Genomic DNA, 18,080 nt, shown 5'->3' with positions numbered 1-18,080 from the left:
GCGACCGCTCAGAAGTCGTCCGGGTCGTTCTCCATGGTCTGCAGCAGCGCCTCGACCAGATTGGGCGCGAGGTTCGGCGTGGTCCGCAGTTCGAGATCGCCGAACGGATCCTCCTCGGCCTCGGACGGTCTCACCTGCAGCAGCGAGAGCGAGGTGCCGTCGCGCAGCACGCCGACGAACAGTCGCGCGTCGCGGCGCTCGGGATGTTCGACCGCCGCGGTGCGGGCGGCGGCGTCGGCGGCATCGGGATCGGCGAGCAGCGGTTCGATGGCGTCGTCGAGGGTCTGCTCGGCCTCGGGCGGCAGCACCACGATCTGCTGCACCAGCACGCAACCCTCGACCGAAGGCGGCCAGCTGGTGGTGGCCAGGAACTGGTCCAGGGCCATCGAATACCCGGCGACGTCCTCCGGGAGCGGTTCCTGCGCAATGGGAGTGAGTGCGTCCTGGGCGTCGAGCTGATCGATCAGCCCGGGCTCGGCGGCCACCAGATCGGCGGTCGGTACCAGCGCGAACAGCTGCGGCGGACGGCTCCAGCCTTCACCGTCGACATACTCGGCTACTTCGCGGATACACCGGTACAGGGCCGAGGCGGCCCACTGCTCAGGGTTCACCCCGCAATCCTCGCAGGGCCGTCGAACACTCCGGTCCGGGGGTCGCGCGGGCCGCGTGGCGGCTTCACCGAACGGCCGGCGCGAACTTGCCGAGCGGGTGACCTGGCGGGTGTTGGGCCGGACTGCGGGCGTTTTACGTAGAGTGGGGCGCGAATGGTCCCCTGGGACCAACTCGCATCATCGGACTGCGGCGCACCGGCCGGTCATTCACGGCGCGGGCGTCGCCGGACACTGGGAGAGTGGCATCGTGGGCATGCGCCCCCCTAGCGGCTTACCTTCACTGTCCCGCCGCAGCCGTGTGCTGCTGGTTACGGCATTGGCGCTGGCGGCACTGTTATTGGTCGGGCCGCGGCTCACCGACGCCTATACCAACTGGCTGTGGTTCGGGGAGGTGGGATTCCGGGGTGTCTATCACAGGGTGCTGTTGACCAGGGTCCTGCTCTTCCTCGTTGTCACGCTCGTGGTGGCGGCAATCATCTGGCTGGCGTTGCTGATGGCCTATCGGTCACGGCCGGTATTCGTGCCGACCTCGGGTCCGGGAGATCCGATCGCGCGCTACCGCACCACCGTCATGAGCCGGCTTCGGCTGTTCGGCATCGGGATTCCGCTGCTGATCGGTCTGCTGTCGGGTCTGGTGGCGCAGTCGAGCTGGGTGACGGTACAGCTGTTCCTGCACGGCGGATCGTTCGGACAGACGGATCCGCAATTTCATCTGGACGTCGGCTTCTACGCCTTCGATCTGCCGTTCTATCGGATGGTCCTGAACTGGCTGTTCGTCGCCGTGGTGATCGCGTTCTTCGCGAATCTGGTGACGCACTACGTGTTCGGCGGACTGCGGCTGGCCGGGCGGGAAGGCTCGCTGAGCAATTCCGCGCGCATCCAGCTCGCGGTGCTGGCCGGACTCTTCGTGCTGCTCAAGGCGATCGCGTACTGGTTCGACAGATACGCGTTGCTCTCGAGCACCCGCAAGGAGCCGACCTTCACCGGTGGTTCCTACACCGATATCAACGCGGTGCTGCCGGCCAAACTGATCCTGCTGTCCATCGCGGTCATCTGCGCGCTGGCGTTCTTCGCGGGATTCGTGCTGCGCGACCTGCGGATTCCGGCGATGGCGGCGGCCCTGCTGGTGCTGTCCTCGATCCTGGTCGGCGCGGTGTGGCCGCTGCTGGTCGAGCAGTTCTCGGTGCGCCCGAACGCGGCCACCAAGGAAAGCGCCTATATCGAGCGCAATATCGAGGCGACTCGCGACGCGTACGGGTTGACCCCGGACAAGGTGGAGTACGTCAACTACAAGGGTGAGGCGACCAAGGATCCGGTCACCGTGCCCGCGGATCAGCAGACGATCAAGAATATCCGGCTGCTGGACCCGAACCTGTTGACGCAGACCTTCATTCAGCGCAATCAGCAGCTGCAGAACTTCTACGGCTTCCCGGATCCGCTGGACATCGACCGCTACACGATCAACGGCGAGGTCGCCGACTACATCGTGGCGGCGCGAGAGTTGCAGCCGCAGAACCTGTCCGGCAACCAGACCGACTGGATCAACAAGCACACCGTGTACACGCACGGCAACGGCTTCGTCGCCTCGCCGGCGAACCGCGTGAACGAGGCTCCGCCGAAGGACTCCACCTCGGCGCAGCAGGCGGCGGGCAGCGAATCCGGTGGCGGCTACGGCTATCCGGTGTTCAACGTCGGTGATCTGTCCACCGTCAGCGACCTGTTCAGCGACAAGGCGAAGCAGGCCATCCCGGTCGACAACCCGCGCATCTACTACGGCGAGTTGATCTCCAAGGGTGATTCGGACTACGCCATCGTGGGCAGCAACGGTCAGCCCGCGCGCGAATACGACACTCCCACAGGGCAATACAGCTACACCGGCTCGGGCGGCGTGCCGATCGGCAACTGGTTCAACCGGCTGGCGTTCGCGGCCAAGTACGCCGAGCGCAACATCCTGTTCTCGGGCGCGATCGGCTCGGATTCGAAGATCATCTTCAATCGCAATCCGCGTGATCGCGTGCAGCAGGTGGCGCCGTGGCTGACCGCCGACGGCGATGCCTACCCCGCCGTGGTGGACAAGCACATCGTCTGGATCGTGGACGCGTACACGACGTTGGACAACTACCCGTACGCCCAGCGCACCTCGCTGGACGGCGTGGTGGAGGACAGCATCGATCAGACCACCGGACGGCTGCTGCCGCGCAAGGAGGTCTCCTACATCCGCAACTCGGTGAAGGCGACCGTCGACGCGTACGACGGCACGGTGAAGCTGTACCAGGTGGACAAGAAGGATCCGGTCCTGGACGCCTGGATGGGCGTGTTCCCGAACGCGGTGCAGCCCGAGAGCGAGATCAGCCCGGATCTGCGGGCGCACTTCCGCTATCCGGAGGACCTGTTCAAGGTGCAGCGCGAGATGCTGGCGAAGTACCACGTGGACGATCCGCGAGAGTTCTTCACCAACAACGCCTTCTGGTCGGTGCCGAACGATCCGACCCAGGAGGGTGCGGCCGGTGGCGCGCATCAGCCGCCGTACTACGTGCTGGTGGGTGATCCGAAGAACGGCGGCAAGCCGGCCTTCACGCTGACCAGTGTCATGGTCGGCTACAAGCGCAACTTCCTCTCGGCCTACATCCAGGCGAGCTCGGATCCGAACAACTACGGCAAGATCACCGTGCTGAAGTTGCCACCGGATTCCCAGACGCCCGGGCCGGGGCAGGCACAGACGTCGATGACGACCAACGACGAGGTCTCACGCGACCGGAACCTGCTGACCGGCGGCAATGTCAACAAGATCAAGTACGGCAATCTGCTGACCCTGCCGGTCGGAGACGGGGGTCTGCTCTATGTGGAGCCCTGGTACCTGGAGCGCAATACCGGCGGCCCGAACGCACCGACCTTCCCGCAGTTGGTGAAGGTGCTGGCCAGCTACCGCGACAAGGTCGGCTACGGCTCGACCCTCAAGGAAGCGCTGGACAAGGTGCTGCCCGGTACCGGCAGTGCGGCCACCGATCAGCCGAATCAGTCTCAGCCGCCGGGGAATCAGGGCGCCAATCCGCCCTCGAATCCACCCGCGACGGGCTCGTCCGGCAAGGACGTGGCGGTCAAGCAGCTCGACGACGCGCTCAAGGCCGTGACCGACGCGCAGAAGTCCGGTGATCTGGGCTCGCTGGGCAAGGCGCTCGAGCAGTTGCAGAACGCGGTGAACGCCTACGAGAAGGCCGGTAACTAGCCTGTCGTGCGGTAATCGGCCTGTTGCGCGGGTAATCAGCCTGTAGCGCAAAGGGTTTCACGAGCAAGAGAAAGGCGCTGCCGTCATCGACGGCAGCGCCTTTCCTGTTCTTCCGGTATGAGGAAGAGGTACTTGTCAGCGACCCCAGGCTTCGATGAGCGGGGCGTTCTGATCCAAGATCTGGGTGTACTGGCCCTCGACGCCGAACTGCTGGGCGAGATCGCCCGCGACGCTCTTGGCCTGATCGATCATTGCCTGCTTGTCGCTCACCGGGACGGGAGCGGGGGCGATGGGCTCGGGGGCGGCCTCGGGCTCGGGCTCGGAGGCGCCCGCGCGCAGGTACTGGCCGCACACCGGCCAGGCGCCGACGCCCTGATTGGCCAGGACGTTCTCGGCCACGCGAATCTGCTCGGCCTTGCTGGCGTTGCTCGCGGAGCCGGCGCCGCCGTGGGCGTTCCAGGTGCTCTGCGAGAACTGCAGACCGCCGTAGTAGCCGTTGCCGGTGTTGATCCCCCAGTTGCCGCCGCTCTCACACTGGGCGACGCCGTCCCAGTCGTGAGCCGGTGCGGCCGAAGCGGTTGCGGAGAAGCCGAACGGGACGGCAACAAGGGCGCCGGTCACGGCAGCGAGGCCGAGGACGCGGGTGTTGAGCTTCCGGTTCTGTTTCATAGCGATGTCCCTCCCTGCGCTCACCAGCCAGGCGCGTGTGCTCCGCCGTGTCCCTGTCCCCAGGGGTTCGTGGCACCTAACCGCGGGACAGGGTTTCCGGCATGCGGCGGTTCGGTTCGAAGCCCGTCACGGTTTGATCCGGGCCGAGACAGACGATAACGAGGAAATCTCGGCAGATCACGTCTTGATAACTCCAGAATTGCATGAAGCGAATAACCCGAAAAAAGCATTCATGCAGGCTGGCTATGCTGCAATTGCTGAATCCGATCGGTCTGTTATAGCACCGTGATGTGTCATAAGTCACTTCGTTTCACTCTTGAAAAGTGACTCGAGTCACGTTTTCATGGATGGTTCGGTGGAGACGCGCGCGTCGACCGCCTCTCCGTCGCCGATTCGAGTGTCCGCAGATCTCCATGAAACGGACACGTTCCCGGGCGCATCGCGCTGCCTCCCCGGTCCATGATCAACTCACCGCAGGTGCAATAAGCGCTCTGACCAGGCGATTTAACTCTCGGACGCGACCTGTGTAATGTTGTCCTCACACCGACGCGGGGTGGAGCAGCTCGGTAGCTCGCTGGGCTCATAACCCAGAGGTCGCAGGTTCAAATCCTGTCCCCGCTACTAGTGAAATGGTCCGGAACCTTTGGTTCCGGACCATTTTCATTTCCGGCCGGCCATCGGGAATGCGGCTGGTCCGCCCGGTCGCGGTCGACGGGGCCGGTTCGCATGCCCAGGTGTGGCCCCGGATCCTGGAACGCCTTTCGTCTTAGTCGTCTGGAGTGAGGGTCCGAGTGCGGTTCCCGTCGAGGGGCGGGCCCGCACCAACCCTCGGGTCAGGGAGTGGGGGCGACGCAGCGGAAGCTGGCCGGGGACGCCGGGTCGCCGTCGCCGTTGTAATGAGAGACGAACGGAAGACGGCAGATGTCGCGCGAGACTGTCTGGCCGGTGGCGTTGGTCAAATCGGCCCGCAGGACATCCGGCGCCTGGCCGTGCTCGACCCACGCTGTCAGGGCAGTCATGTCGTTGCTGCCGGTGAGGGCGCAGTGTGCGACGCCGGGAGCCAGGAAGACACGGTAGAAATCGTCGACCTCGGCGGTGCCGCCCAGCTGCGCGTCCACGCGGTTGCGGTAGTCGACGGTGCCTGCGGTGGGGATGAGCTGGTCGGCGTCACCCTGCCAGGTGATGATCTTGCCGCCGGCATCGCGGAACGCCGACAGGTTCGGGTCGGCGGTGCCGATGGCCGAGTCGAACTCGGAGCGGGCCTGGTGGAAGATCTGATCGAACTGCGCGTAGGTGAGGCTCGCGGTGTCGAAGGCGGGCTGCTTCTCCACGAAGTTGGCGACCCACTGGGCCGGGACGGGGAACGGCGCGCCCACGGTGACACCGTCGGGGCCGGTGGTGCTGGCCGTCAGGTTGCTGAAGTCGGCGCCGATCGGCAGGCCGTACCAGAGGCGCCGGCCGTTGCCGTCGCGCGGACCGTCCCAGATCTTGCGGACCACTTCGGTAACGGCCTCGCTGATCGTGTACTCCTTGCCGTCGCATGCGACCTTGGTGCCGATCAGGCTGCGTGGGTCGAAGTTACAGTGGCTCGGGTCGCTGATCAGGCCGTCGGCAACGCCGTCCTGTGGGTCGCAAGCCTTGACCGCGGCCTGGTTGAACGCGTTGAACTCGCACGTGGTCGGGTAGGTGTGCGCCTGGTTCATCACCACCTGCGGCCAAAGCGTGGCGACCTCGAACTGATTCCAGTTGATGGCCGGGGCGTCGGCGTTGATGCCGTTGAAGTCGGTCGGGTACTTCTGGGCCTCCATGTAGCCCTGCCGTCCGCCGGTGGAGCAGCCGTTCCAGTAGGCGTAGGACGCGGCATGCCCGTAGACGTCGTTGACGACCTGCTTGCCGACGACGGCCAGCTCGTGCACCGAGCGGGAAGAGAAGTTCTCCAGCAGTGCGGTATTGATCCGGCCGTCCGGGTTCAGTGCCCAACTGCTGTTCAGGCCACTGGTATCCACGCCGGCATCGGTGGTTCCCACCGCGTATCCCTGCTTGACCGCCGCGGCCACGCTGCCGATGTTCCCGGCGGCGTAGGCGGCGCCACCGACCGCTTGGAAGCGGCCGTTCCAGCCCGACTCCGGCAGCCAAACCTGCACCTTGGCATGGTCATTCGCGCCGGGGTGGGTCACGGTGACCGTCACTTCGCAGTGCGCGGGGACGTCGGGCACGGGGTAGCCGCCCAGCGGCGGGGTCCCTGGGACCTGGAATGTTCCCGCGGGTACGGCGGTCGCGGTCAGGGACTCGACAGTGGCACCAGTCGGTGCGGGTATCTGGAATGTACTGCAGTTGAACGCATTCGCGTTCGATGGAGCGGCGGCGGAATCGTTCGACCTATCCACCAGGGCGTAGATGGCGGCGGCGCCTGCCACCGTGACACCGACGGTTGCGAGGGCCAGTATTTGTCGCTTCAAGATCTCTCCTCAGTTGGAATCGCACCCACTGTGTCCGGTGTGCCACCACCGGCACATCAGTCAGATGACGCATGGCCGACGTAATTCGGGCGCCGTCGATCAGGAACTTCTGCTGTCGGCCACGACCGCGACACCCGTTCGGCCACCGTCGACATCGATGACGGTCCCGTGGACGAAGCCGGCGTCGTCGGAGGCGAGATAGGCGGCCGCGATGGCATCGGGGTGACCGGAACTCCCAGCGGGAATGCCGAGCATCAGTGTTTCGCCGGGGTGTTCGACGGCGGAATCCCAGTCGGGGGTGACGATGACGCCCGGGGAGATGGTGTTGACCCGGATGCCGCGGTCGCCGAACTCGGATGCCCATGCGCGCGTGAGGGTTTCCATCGCGCCCTTGGTGGAGGCGCCCGCCGCGCGGATCTCTTCGGCGACCGCCTCGCCGCGCGTCCTGTCGCGCCCGGACACGATGACGTGCGCTCCTTCGGCGGCGAAGGCGAACGCGATGGCGCGCCCGATATTGCTGGTGGAGCCGGTGATCAGGGTCTTCTTGCCGTGCAGTCTCATGGACACCACCCTCGCGCCGGGCGATGGTATCCCCGCACCAGCTGACGGTGATCGCGACGTAGGTCATCGGGTCGCGGGGACGCGTACGTCGATGTCGGCGTCATCTGACGGATGTGCTGCCCGGCGCCGGCGACGACAGTGAAATCGTACAACTCGCATCCACCTGCTAGAAGGACGAAATCCTATGGTCCACAACGGGAATGGCCGCAACAAGCGACGTACTACCCGGGCTGTCGCGGCATTCGTGGCCGGTGTCGCGGGCCTCGGCCTCGCCGTCGCCTGCAGCGCGAACACGGTCACTCACGCGGGCCCCGACGAGGATGCGCCGCGACCGACCATCGTGCTGGAGCACGGCGCGTTCGCCGACGGATCCAGCTGGAACGACGTGATCGCGAAGCTGAGCAAGGACCGGTACACCGTGGTGGCGGCGGCCAATCCGCTGCGCGGTCCGGGCAGTGACGCCGCCGCACTGCGCAGCGTGATCGGTCACATCGACGGGCCTGTCATCCTGGTCGGTCATTCCTACGGCGGCTCGGTCATCAGTGCCGCGGCAGCCGGAAACGACAAGGTCAAGGGGCTCGTCTACGTGGCCGCGTTCCTGCCCGCGCCCGGCGAGACCGCACTCGAACTGACCACCAAGTACCCCGGCTCCACTCTGCCCGGCACCTTGAATCCGGTGCCGTTCACCAATGCCGACGGCAGCGCCGGCACCGATCTCTACATCCAGCAGGACAAATTCCGTGCTCAATTCGCGGCCGACGTCCCCGAGGATCGCGCCGCTCGCGCCGCCGCGGTGCAGCGACCGATCGCGCAATCCGCGCTCGAGGAGAAGGCCACGGTCGCGGCCTGGAACGAGAAGCCCAGCTGGGACATCGTCACCACCCAGGACCTGAACATCCCGGTCGCGGCACAGCGCTTCATGGCCGAGCGAGCCCACGCACAGGTCACCGAGGTCGAGGCCTCGCAATCGGTCGCGGTCTCGCACCCGGATGTGGTCACCAAGGTGATCGAACAGGCCGCCGCGGCCGCGCACTGACCCGAAACCCTCACCACCACAGGAGAACACGATCATGGATATGAAACTGGAAGTCATCGTGCTGCCCGTCGCGGATGTCGAGCGCGCGAAGGCGTTCTATGGCGAGCAACTCCGATTCCGCCTCGACGCCGACTTCACGGTGGACGAGGGCTACCGCGTCATCCAGGTGACCCCACCCGGCTCGGAGTGCTCGCTCATCTTCGGAACCGGCGTCACCGCCGCCGCGCCCGGCTCCTTGGAAGGCCTGCATCTCATCGTCACCGATATCGAGAAGGCCATCGCCGAACTCACCGAACGCGGCGTCGCCGTTGCAGGACCGTTCCGGGACACGACCGGCGTCTTCCATCACGCCGGAACCACCGGCCGCATAGAGGGCATGCACCCCGAGCGTCGCAGCTACGGCTCCTTCGCCGCCTTCCACGATCCGGACGGCAATGGCTGGTTCCTGCAAGAAATCACGCAGCGCGCCCCCGGCCGCTGACCCTCGGAGCCCGGAGACCACATCATGTCTGACGAGAACATCCACATCTACGACGTCATCGTCCTCGGGGCTGGGCCGGTCGGTGAGAATGTCGCCGACCGCACCAGCGCCGCCGGACTGCGCACCGTCATCGTCGAATCCGAACTCGTCGGCGGCGAATGCTCCTACTGGGCTTGCGAACCCAGCAAGGCGCTGCTGCGACCGGCCCTGCTGTACAGCGAGGCCGCGCGGTTCCCCGGCGTTGCGAACGCGGTGACCGGCCCGCTCGATGCCCGTGCCGTATTGAAGAACCGTGACCGCATGGTGGCCGACTGGAACGATCAGGGCCAGGTCGACTGGCTCGAATCCGCCGGGATCGCACTCGTTCGCGGACACGGGCGACTCGACGGCGTCCGGCAGGTCACGGTCGACACCCCGGACGGCGGCATCGTGCGCCTGCACGCCCGGCACGCGGTCGCGGTCTGCACCGGCACTCGCGCGGCGCTGCCGCCGCTGCCGGGTCTGGACACGTTGCGGCCGTGGACGAGTCGCGAAGCCACCAGCGCCCCGGACGTGCCGCGCCGGCTCGCCATCCTGGGTGCGGGTGTGGTCGCGGTCGAAATGGCCACGGCCTGGCGGGCTCTCGGCTCCGAGGTGGTCCTCATCGCCCGGGAGTCACGGCTGCTGACTCGTGTCGAATCCTTCGCCGCGGACCTGGTGGCCGAGCGGCTCCGCGCGGCGGGTGTCGAGTTGCGCTTCGGTTCGGGCATCGCGACCGCCGAACGGGCGGGCGGCCCCGATGACGGCGTGCATCTGAGCCTGGACGACGGTACTCGGATCGTCGTCGATGAGGTGCTGCTCGCGACCGGTCGTGCGCCGCGCACCGATGACATCGGCTTGGAGACGGTCGGTTTGGCTTCGGGGGAGTGGCTCACCACCGATGACAGCTACACGGTGACCGCGGTCGAGGGCGAATGGCTCTATGGCGTCGGCGATGTCAACCACCGGGCGCTGCTCACCCATCAGGGCAAGTATCAAGCGCGAATCGCGGGCACGGTCATCGCCGATCGGGCATTCGAGAGGGTACTCGACACCTCCCCATGGGGGCAGCACACGGGAACCGCCGATCTGTTCGCCGTCCCACAGGTCGTATTCACCGATCCGGAGATCGCCGCCGTCGGCCTCACCACCGAAGATGCCGCACGAGTGGGCCGGACAGTCGACGTCGTCGACTACGACATCGGCAGGGTCGCCGGTGCGCTCCAACATGATCCGGAGTATCGCGGGCGGGCGCGCATCCTCATCGATCCCGAACGCCGGGTGATCGTCGGGGCCACCTTCGCCGGAGCGGGTGTTGCAGAACTGCTGCATTCGGCCACGATCGCCATCGCCGGCGAGATCCCTCTGGACAGGCTCTGGCACGCGGTGCCCTCGTTTCCGACCATCAGCGAGGTGTGGTTGCGGCTGCTCGAGACCTATCGGGACCAGCGTGCGAAGGCATAGTCGCCGGTATGCAAGGGCGTCGGGTGAGCGCCGTTGATTACGTCATTCGACGCTCGCCGCCCGGGCGTCACGGATTCAGCGTCGGGTTATGACGACGACCACAGCGCAGCGCCGAGTCCCGGCCATGACAGCGGGAGGAGACGAATGATCACTTACGACCGGCTCTATCGGAAGCCGGGCGGCGGCTGCAGGAGTTCGCCGCCGCGCACGCCGATCGGCCCGGATCGAAGGACGTGCTCGCAGCATTCGTCCGGAATGCAAGACATGTCGAGCGATGAGCACACCCATACCGTCGCCTGCGCTGACCTGCCGAAACTGACTGTCCCGACACTCTCTCTACTCGCTCTGCAATCGCCGAGCGATAGCCGTCCCGAAAGGCTCATGTGATGAACCGGAAATATCCCGAACGGCCTTTTATCGCAGAGCTTTTCGTCTGCGGACCGATCGCGATGCTGATCTGGTCGCAGACCGCCGCGCTGCGCGGTAGTGGGCCGTCCGTACGGGGGGAGCTCATAGGCTAGCGCCCGGAGAGCACTTCCTCGGCATCGGATCCTGCATGCCAACGGGATTCAGGCCGCCTGCTCGAGCTCCTGCTTCAGATTGCGCAGTGTCCGGTGGATGTTCTTGCGCTGGAACTGAACGAAAGTGTTCCCGCTGGTGACGATCCGGTCGAACACCGCGACCGTGAAATCGGGCCACCGGCGACGGTCATCGGTCCAGAATTCGGTGACCAGAGTGCCGCCGTCCTCGGCTGCGAACCGGTACTCCCAGGTCGCGATGCCGCCGCGCAGCCACGGTCGGCGCGCCCCGATCGCCTCGACCCGGAAGGCGAAGCGCTCGCCCGGCTCGGCCGCGATCACCACGCAGCGGGTCACCCAGCGTGCCAGGCCGCGCTTGTTGAAACCCTCGAACTCCATGCCGACGTACGAGGCGTCGCGTGGCTCGGTGATCTTCGCTCCCCGGTTCTCCGGGCTCCATCGCCCCATCAGGGTCGGATCGCTCACCTGCCGGTAGATCGTCAGCGGATCCGCCGCGACATGAATGCTGTCGGATACGGTCATGATGCGGCCCACAATGGCCCCCTTCAGTGGTCGATCGTGCCTGCTGCGAACCTATCCGACCGATCGCCATCATGGGGATATGCCCACGTCAGGGGTGGATTTGCATGTTCCGCACCCCCGTGTGTAATGTTGTGTTCACACCGACGCGGGGTGGAGCAGCTCGGTAGCTCGCTGGGCTCATAACCCAGAGGTCGCAGGTTCAAATCCTGTCCCCGCTACTACGCGTTATGTAGGAAACAGGCTCCGGAACCATTGGTTCCGGAGCCTGTTTTCGTTTGCGACGCCGAAGCGAGAAGTCGGTGGACCCTCGCTCCGGCGTTCGGCTACAGGCCCCAGTGACAGTGCGGCACCGTGCAGGTCAAGGGAAATCGTTGAGCGACGATCGCGAGATCATCGGACCGATCCGGCGGTTCGGCCGTCGGCGTCTTCGAGGCGGGTGCGCTTTTCGCGCGCGGTGGGACCGCGACCCCGTTCTCCGGATGCCGCGGCTGTATCCGGCACCGGGGTGATGCGGTTCGTTGCAGGAGAACGCCGACGTCGGTATCGGTCAGGGGTGCGAAGTGCTGATACCAGCCGTCGAGGGTGGCGAGCTGGGGTGGAATGTGTGGGCAGACGATGTTGTCGGCGTCCGCGGCGAGGGCGTGGATGACGCGGTGACGACCGACCGGTGCGGCGAAAACGACCCGCACCGCGCCCTGGGCGTACGCGGACCGGCAGGCGGCGCGGTGTACGGCCGCGGTCTGCACGGCGTCCGCGACGATGACCGCGGTGCGGTCGATCAACGAGGTCGATGGGCGGCCACATCGGAGGTATTCGGCCCGCCGGCGCAACCGATCTCGTTCGGTCTGTTCGATCCGGGCGAGTTCGGCGTGGCCACCGGTCACCGAATCGGCAGTGTCGTCATCGGTGACCGGGACACCGTGCTCGGCGATGGCCCCCACGACCCGATCGGGGCCGCCGCGAGTGTGCAGTTCGTGCACCACGATCACGTCGAGGGCAACGCGCAGTCCCATGGCGATCTCGTGGGCGACCGCCACCCCGCCTCTCGCGATCCCCAAGACCACCACGTCCGGGCCGCGGAACGCCCACAGATGGTCGAGGAGTTGACGGCCTGCGTCACGGCGATCGAGGAACAACATTGTGGTCACCCCGAGCAGAAGGCGGATGTGGGACTGCTGATGGAAATCGCCGGTGCCGCTTGCGTTTTGCCACGGCTCGCCGATGGTGAGGCAACCGGGTGAGTCTGCGGAACCAGGAGAATTTCGTGACCGGCCATTGCGGCAGTGCCGCTGTGAAGCATCGATGACTGCTACCGCGAGCGTCCTGTCGCGGTGTTCGTCTGGTTGGGGTGTGCGTCGCCGAAAACCGGCCGCAGCCGGACATCGGCGAGGGTCGCGCGGCGTCGACCATCTGATCCTCCGGAGTCCTCGATGACACGTATCCGGGAGCCACGCTGCGGGACTCGAGAAGATTGGTCCAAGTCTACGCGCGCGACCGGGTCTTCAGAGGCATGAACCCCGATAGCGACGAAAGCTCGAGAACGGTGGTGATGCGCCGGGTCGAAATGCTCTGGAACCGAACCCGATCCGGCTCCAGAGCATTTCGACCCGGCAGAGCGGTGAGTCCACCGTCACGGCGGCGAGCCCGGTGCGGCGCCGTCGGCGAAACCGTCTCTGCCCGAGGGGAAATCGCAGCTGTCGCCACTCCGGCCGGTCACGCGCGGCGCCGGACCGGAACCTCGGGGGAGTACACTGCGCCTGTATCCCGAGTCCCGAAGCGCGGCTCCGAATCCTTCGGCAGTGGTTTGGAGAATCGATGACCCTCGACTCGCGTGCAGAGCTTGTCGACCGGGCAATACACCGGCGGGAACCAACCCTTGATCGCGAACCATACGAGATGGCCGAATTCGCCGCGCTCAGTGATGAATTGGTCCGAAACCTGTTCGACGCCCGTCTGCGCGTCGACCGAGCCCGCTCGTCGTTCGACTGCGGCGCACCGACCGCTGCCGAGATCCTGCAGCTGCGCGCCGCCCTGGAGGAAATTCTCGACGGCTTGGACACCATGATCCGCGATACCGGGTTGGCCATGCTCGAACTGACCTCGGCGGTGCCGATGTCCAGGCTCACACGCCGACGAGGGCGGTGAAGCAGGTGTGGGTCGCACCCCGGGGACACGAAGGAGGCGGCGCATGCACGAGCGCGGTAAGGACTACCCTGAGGCGGTGACCGGATGCCCGCCCGACTCTGTGGTCCCGCGAGTCCGTCTCATCGGCCGGTGTCGACCGTGATCCCCGAGGGCAAGTACGCGGTGGTTGCGATCGCGTCCTCGGCCGGTGGTATCGGCGCGCTCATCCGTCTCCTCGGCGCGCTTCCCGCCACGCTACCGGTGCCGGTGCTGATCGTGCAGCATCTCGATCCTCGGCACAGAACAGTCATCGCCGAGTTGCTCGCTCGGAGAACGGAACTGGACGTGAAACTAGCCACGGCAGGCGAGAAGATCGTTCCGGGGATGGTGTACATCGCGCCGCCGAATTACCACCTGTTGGTGGATCCACACGGCATTCTGAACCTGTCGAGCAGTGAGCTCGTCCATTTCGTGCGCCCCTCGGCCGATCTGCTGTTCGAGTCGGTGGCGGCTGCCTACGGTGCGCGGACGATCGCCTGCGTGCTCACCGGGACCGGCCGCGACGGCGCGATGGGGGTTACCGCGGTCAAGTCCCGCGACGGCACGGTGATCGTGCAGGACCCCGAGGATGCCGAGTTCAGCGGCATGCCCACCGCAGCCGAAGCGACCGGGGTCGCGGACCTGGTGCTGCCCCTGGGTGAGATCGCCGCTGCCATCGAGGGCTTGGTGGGGGTGGCGGAAGCGTGACCGATCCGGATGCGGAGATCCTGAGTGAATCCGGCGCCGACATCGATCCCGTCGACGACGCGTTCGAGGACCTGCTGGTGTTCATTCGTGATTCGCGTGGATTCGATTTCACCGGCTACAAGCGCTCGTCGCTGACCAGGCGGATCCGCAAACGCATGCACGAGGTGAGGATCGCCGAGTACAGGGATTACCAGGATCTGCTGGAGAGCAACGCGGAGGAGTTCCGCCACCTCTTCAACACGATTCTGATCAATGTGACCAGCTTCTTCCGCGATATGGAAGCGTGGCAATACCTGCAAAGCGAGATCCTGCCCGGGCTGATCGCGGACATCGAGGAGAACGATGAGATCCGGGTCTGGAGCGCGGGCTGCTCCAGTGGCGAGGAGACCTACTCGCTGGCCATCGCGTTAGCCGAGGTGCTCGGCCTCGATGAGGCCGTCAAACGGGTCAAGATCTACGGCACCGACGTCGACGAGGAGGCTCTGCGCGAGGCCCGTTCGGGCACTTACCCGGCCCGAACACTGTCGCATCTCTCGCGTGGACAACGGGACAAGTACTTCGAGCCGGTCGGTGACAAGTTCGTTTTCCGATCCGATCTCCGTCGTCGCGTCATCTTCGGTCGTCACGACATCACCAGTGACGCACCGATCTCGCGCCTCGATCTGATGGTGTGCCGAAACACCCTGATGTACTTCAATGTGGAGGCGCAATCGCAGATCCTGGACCGCTTCCAGTTCGCCGTTCGGGAGGGCGGGGTCTTGTTTCTGGGCAAGGCGGAGCTGCTGGTTTCCGACGGTGAGCGATTCGAGGTCGCCAATATGCGTCAGCGCATGTTCCGTCGCCGGACCGGGCAGTCCGGGCTGCCGTATCTGCCGGTCCAGGTCCGCCCGGATTTCGGTCTGGGACAGGAGGTTCAGGGCCTGGCCCGGCGGCGGCAGCTCAGCGAGCTGGCCTTGGAGACTGCTCCGTTCGCGATGGTCGGTATCGACACCGGCGGCAAGGTGACCATCGTCAACAACCAGATGCGCAGCCAGTTCGGGATGACGGTCCACGACGTCGGCAGGCAGTTGAGCGATCTGGAAATCTCCTATCGGCCGGTCGAATTGCGATCACTGATCGAGCAGGCCCTCGCCGAACACCGCAGTATTCGGGTCACCTCGGCACAGCGCAAGCTCGGCCCGGACGAAGTCCAGTACTTCGACCTGCATATCCAACCTCTGTGGACCGCTGACGGGTCGAGTGCCGGCGTCTCGGTCAGCTTTGTCGACACCACCGTCTCCACCCGGCTCGCAGTGGAAGTCAAGGTCAAACGTGAGGAACTCGAGACAGCCTACGAGGAGCTCCAATCGACCAACGAGGAACTCGAAACCACCAACGAGGAGCTCCAATCCAGCATCGAGGAGCTCGAAACCACCAACGAGGAGCTCCAGTCCACCAACGAGGAACTCGAAACCACCAACGAGGAGCTCCAGTCGGGCAATGAAGAGCTCGAAACCATGAACGAAGAGATGCGGATCCGCAGCGACGAATTGGACGAGACCAGAAACTTTCTGGAGGGCGTGTTGGCGAGCGTCGCGGCCGGCGTGGTGGTGCTCGATGCCGAATTGCGAGTCCGGAGTTGGAACCGGGGCGCCGAAGAGCTGTGGGGACTGCGCGTCGAGGAGGTCCAGAACAAGACCTTCTTCGCGCTGGATTTCGGACTGCCGACCGAACGGATACACGAGAGAATTCAGCAGTGCCTCAAAACTGACAGGCGCACAGAGCCGTTGGAGATTCCGGCCGTCAATCGGATCGGGCGTTCCATCACCTGTGCGGTGACCTGCTCACCGCTGGACGGGGTTCGTGGCGGCGTAGTGCTGCTGATGGAGGAGTCTGCACCAACTCCGTTGCCGTAGAGGGCGATTGACCGCCACGTCGGCGAAGTGCACGTAGGCTTGTCCTGTGCCCATTCATCCGGATACCCACGCGGAGATCACGCGTGAATGGCAGGAATACAGTGCCGAGCGGGAGCGCGCCGCCCGGTCGGCGGCCCTCGCCACGAAGTACGAAGCGCAGGACACGCGTCCGCCGCTGTCGATGCAGCCGTTCCGCCGGCGAATGGCCGAATTGCACCGTCGGATCGAGGCGCGCCACCTGGCGTGCGCGCGCCTGCACGAGCTGCACGCGCGACGTCTGCAACGCTGGCTGGCCGCCGGTCGATCCGCTGTTCGGCCGGTCTTCATGGCCGCGGTCGCCCAGCAATTGGGAGTGGACAGTGCCGCGATCACCCTGTTCGGTCCCCAACGCGAGGAGTTGCTGGTCGCTACCTCGGACCGCACGGCACGGGCGGCGCACGATCTCGAGATGACGATCGGCGAAGGTCCGGCTCGAGATGTCCTGGACGGCAAGGAATTCGTCCTCGTCACGGCCGCGGATCTGGTCGAACGCTGGCCGCTCTACGGCCCGGCGGTAGCCGATCTCGGCATCCGGTCCGTCATCGCGGTTCCGCTGCACTCGTCGATACTGCTGGGTGCCATGTGTGCGTTCGCCGGCCGAACGGATCTGGACGCGGCAGTCGCCCCGGTGGCCGGCCGCGTGGCGGATGCGCTCGCCAACGCTGTCCTGCTGGCTCCGGATCGCGCGGATCCCGACGATCTCACCCTGTATGGTGCCCTGTTCGACGATGCCGACTACCTGTCCAACGTGCATCAAGCCGCCGGCAAGGTGGCCGTGCAATACGCGTGCGACATCAACGCCGCTCTGGCGCTGCTGCGTGCGCGAGCTTTCACCGCGGGCGTGCCGGTGGACGAGATTTCCCGCCGCGTCGTAGAGGAGGGGTACCGGTTATGGTGACGAGCACGGTGATTCATGACTGATGAGCTCGCGACAGGGATGGCGGAGCTGGCCGCATTGCTGCTGAGCGGTGATGATGTCGCTCCGTCACTGTCCGATATAGCCGATATCGTGGCGCGGATGCTGCCGGGCGATCTCATGGTGGGAGTTGCTGTGGCCCACGAGGATTGGGCCGAGGTCGGCGGCTCTGCCGGCGTGCGGACGATGCTCAGCGAGGAACCCGGACACAACGGCCGAGCCCATCCTTCCGCGCAGGTGATCGACACTATGCACGGGATTGCGATTCCGGACCTCTCGGTCGAGCGACGCTGGGGCGGCTACTCGGCGAGGATGCTCGATCACGGGATTCAATCCGTTGTGGTCCAACCGCTTCCGATGGAAGGCAAGGCCATCGGCACGCTGTCCCTCTACGCGGCCGACACGGACGGCATCAGCGAACAGGCAGGGCGGGCAGCCGTTCTGACGGCCGAACACATCGGTACGCTCCTCGCGGCCGGGATCGGCATTGCCCGGACGGCAGCACTGACCACGCAATTGCGAGCCACCCTTGTCTCGCGGTCCTGCATCGATCAGGCCCTCGGCGTCATCATGGGCCGGCGACGATGCCCGAGGGAGGACGCCTTCGCCATGCTGCGCGAGATGTCGCAGCGGCGAAACATCAAAGTCGCGGACCTCGCCGCGGAAATCATCGAGGGAGTCACCGGTACGAAGCCGCTCGCACCGCATTTCATCGAATCCTGAGATCGGACGCGCCCCCGCGGCTCGGCCTGCCGTTCTCGTCCGGCGGAATG

Annotated in this window: 15 protein-coding genes and 2 tRNA genes; 11 read left to right on the top strand and 6 right to left on the bottom strand. The window is 65.8% G+C overall.

Annotated features, from left to right (window positions below; genetic code table 11):
* Window positions 1–8: 8 nt before the first annotated feature.
* Window positions 9–611, bottom strand: a complete 603-nt coding sequence (locus tag NJ1_RS04490) for a PPA1309 family protein (protein ID WP_067687714.1) — start codon at window positions 609–611, stop codon at window positions 9–11.
* A gap of 247 nt (window positions 612–858) precedes the next feature.
* Here NJ1_RS04490 and NJ1_RS04485 point away from each other — a divergent pair, with 247 nt between their 5' ends.
* On the top strand, window positions 859–3,837 hold the full coding sequence (locus NJ1_RS04485; RefSeq protein WP_067687712.1) for a UPF0182 family protein: 2,979 nt from the start codon (window positions 859–861) through the stop codon (window positions 3,835–3,837).
* 135 nt (window positions 3,838–3,972) lie between these two features.
* Here NJ1_RS04485 and NJ1_RS04480 read toward each other — a convergent pair whose 3' ends face one another.
* Window positions 3,973–4,506 (bottom strand): transglycosylase family protein, encoded by a 534-nt coding sequence (locus NJ1_RS04480; RefSeq protein WP_067687711.1) that lies wholly within the window; start codon window positions 4,504–4,506, stop codon window positions 3,973–3,975.
* 547 nt (window positions 4,507–5,053) lie between these two features.
* Between NJ1_RS04480 and NJ1_RS04475 the strand changes: the two genes are divergently transcribed.
* A tRNA-Met gene (locus NJ1_RS04475) sits at window positions 5,054–5,127 on the top strand.
* A 212-nt stretch (window positions 5,128–5,339) separates the two neighbouring features.
* Here NJ1_RS04475 and NJ1_RS04470 read toward each other — a convergent pair.
* On the bottom strand, window positions 5,340–6,965 hold the full coding sequence (locus tag NJ1_RS04470) for a tannase/feruloyl esterase family alpha/beta hydrolase (RefSeq protein ID WP_067687708.1): 1,626 nt from the start codon (window positions 6,963–6,965) through the stop codon (window positions 5,340–5,342).
* A 99-nt stretch (window positions 6,966–7,064) separates the two neighbouring features.
* Entirely contained in the window at window positions 7,065–7,526 is a 462-nt protein-coding gene (locus tag NJ1_RS04465; protein ID WP_218025128.1) for an SDR family NAD(P)-dependent oxidoreductase, read from the bottom strand.
* Between the two features lie 184 nt (window positions 7,527–7,710).
* On the opposite strand from NJ1_RS04465, the gene NJ1_RS04460 reads away from it, so the two are divergent.
* The 3 genes from NJ1_RS04460 to NJ1_RS04450 are packed head-to-tail and all read left to right on the top strand — an operon-like array spanning window position 7,711 to window position 10,525.
* Window positions 7,711–8,562, top strand: coding sequence for an alpha/beta fold hydrolase (locus tag NJ1_RS04460; RefSeq protein WP_067687703.1), 852 nt, complete (start codon window positions 7,711–7,713; stop codon window positions 8,560–8,562).
* 34 nt (window positions 8,563–8,596) lie between these two features.
* Window positions 8,597–9,043: a VOC family protein gene (locus NJ1_RS04455; RefSeq protein ID WP_067687701.1), complete on the top strand. Its 447-nt coding sequence runs from the start codon at window positions 8,597–8,599 to the stop codon at window positions 9,041–9,043.
* 24 nt (window positions 9,044–9,067) lie between these two features.
* The gene (locus tag NJ1_RS04450) at window positions 9,068–10,525 is read left to right on the top strand and encodes a dihydrolipoyl dehydrogenase family protein (protein WP_067687700.1); all 1,458 of its coding nucleotides are present in this window, start codon (window positions 9,068–9,070) and stop codon (window positions 10,523–10,525) included.
* Between the two features lie 569 nt (window positions 10,526–11,094).
* Here NJ1_RS04450 and NJ1_RS04445 read toward each other — a convergent pair.
* Window positions 11,095–11,586 carry an SRPBCC family protein gene (locus NJ1_RS04445; RefSeq protein ID WP_245717208.1) on the bottom strand — a complete coding sequence of 164 codons (492 nt, stop codon included), beginning with the start codon at window positions 11,584–11,586 and terminating at the stop codon, window positions 11,095–11,097.
* Between the two features lie 144 nt (window positions 11,587–11,730).
* On the opposite strand from NJ1_RS04445, the gene NJ1_RS04440 reads away from it, so the two are divergent.
* A tRNA-Met gene (locus NJ1_RS04440) sits at window positions 11,731–11,804 on the top strand.
* A gap of 105 nt (window positions 11,805–11,909) precedes the next feature.
* On the opposite strand, the gene NJ1_RS04435 is transcribed toward NJ1_RS04440, so the two are convergent.
* The gene (locus NJ1_RS04435) at window positions 11,910–12,725 is read right to left on the bottom strand and encodes a phosphoribosyltransferase (protein WP_067687696.1); all 816 of its coding nucleotides are present in this window, start codon (window positions 12,723–12,725) and stop codon (window positions 11,910–11,912) included.
* Window positions 12,726–13,482: 757 nt separating this feature from the next.
* Here NJ1_RS04435 and NJ1_RS04430 point away from each other — a divergent pair.
* The 5 genes from NJ1_RS04430 to NJ1_RS04410 all read left to right on the top strand — a co-directional run bounded on the left by NJ1_RS04430 (window position 13,483) and on the right by NJ1_RS04410 (window position 18,030).
* Window positions 13,483–13,731, top strand: coding sequence for a hypothetical protein (locus tag NJ1_RS04430; RefSeq protein ID WP_067687694.1), 249 nt, complete (start codon window positions 13,483–13,485; stop codon window positions 13,729–13,731).
* A 129-nt stretch (window positions 13,732–13,860) separates the two neighbouring features.
* Window positions 13,861–14,457: a chemotaxis protein CheB gene (locus NJ1_RS04425; RefSeq protein ID WP_067687693.1), complete on the top strand. Its 597-nt coding sequence runs from the start codon at window positions 13,861–13,863 to the stop codon at window positions 14,455–14,457.
* Window positions 14,454–16,352: a CheR family methyltransferase gene (locus tag NJ1_RS04420; protein WP_245717207.1), complete on the top strand. Its 1,899-nt coding sequence runs from the start codon at window positions 14,454–14,456 to the stop codon at window positions 16,350–16,352. The genes NJ1_RS04425 and NJ1_RS04420 overlap by 4 nt, the downstream gene beginning before the upstream one ends.
* A 46-nt stretch (window positions 16,353–16,398) precedes the next feature.
* Window positions 16,399–17,289 (top strand): GAF domain-containing protein, encoded by an 891-nt coding sequence (locus NJ1_RS04415; protein ID WP_084477735.1) that lies wholly within the window; start codon window positions 16,399–16,401, stop codon window positions 17,287–17,289.
* 120 nt (window positions 17,290–17,409) lie between these two features.
* Window positions 17,410–18,030, top strand: a complete 621-nt coding sequence (locus tag NJ1_RS04410) for a GAF and ANTAR domain-containing protein (protein ID WP_245717218.1) — start codon at window positions 17,410–17,412, stop codon at window positions 18,028–18,030.
* The last annotated feature ends 50 nt before the right edge of the window (window positions 18,031–18,080 follow it).

It is taken from the genome of Nocardia jejuensis NBRC 103114 (genome assembly GCF_001613145.1).
Taxonomy (GTDB): domain Bacteria; phylum Actinomycetota; class Actinomycetes; order Mycobacteriales; family Mycobacteriaceae; genus Nocardia; species Nocardia jejuensis.
Note: the sequence above shows the minus strand (reverse complement) of the source record. Positions and strands in the feature narration are given on the sequence as shown.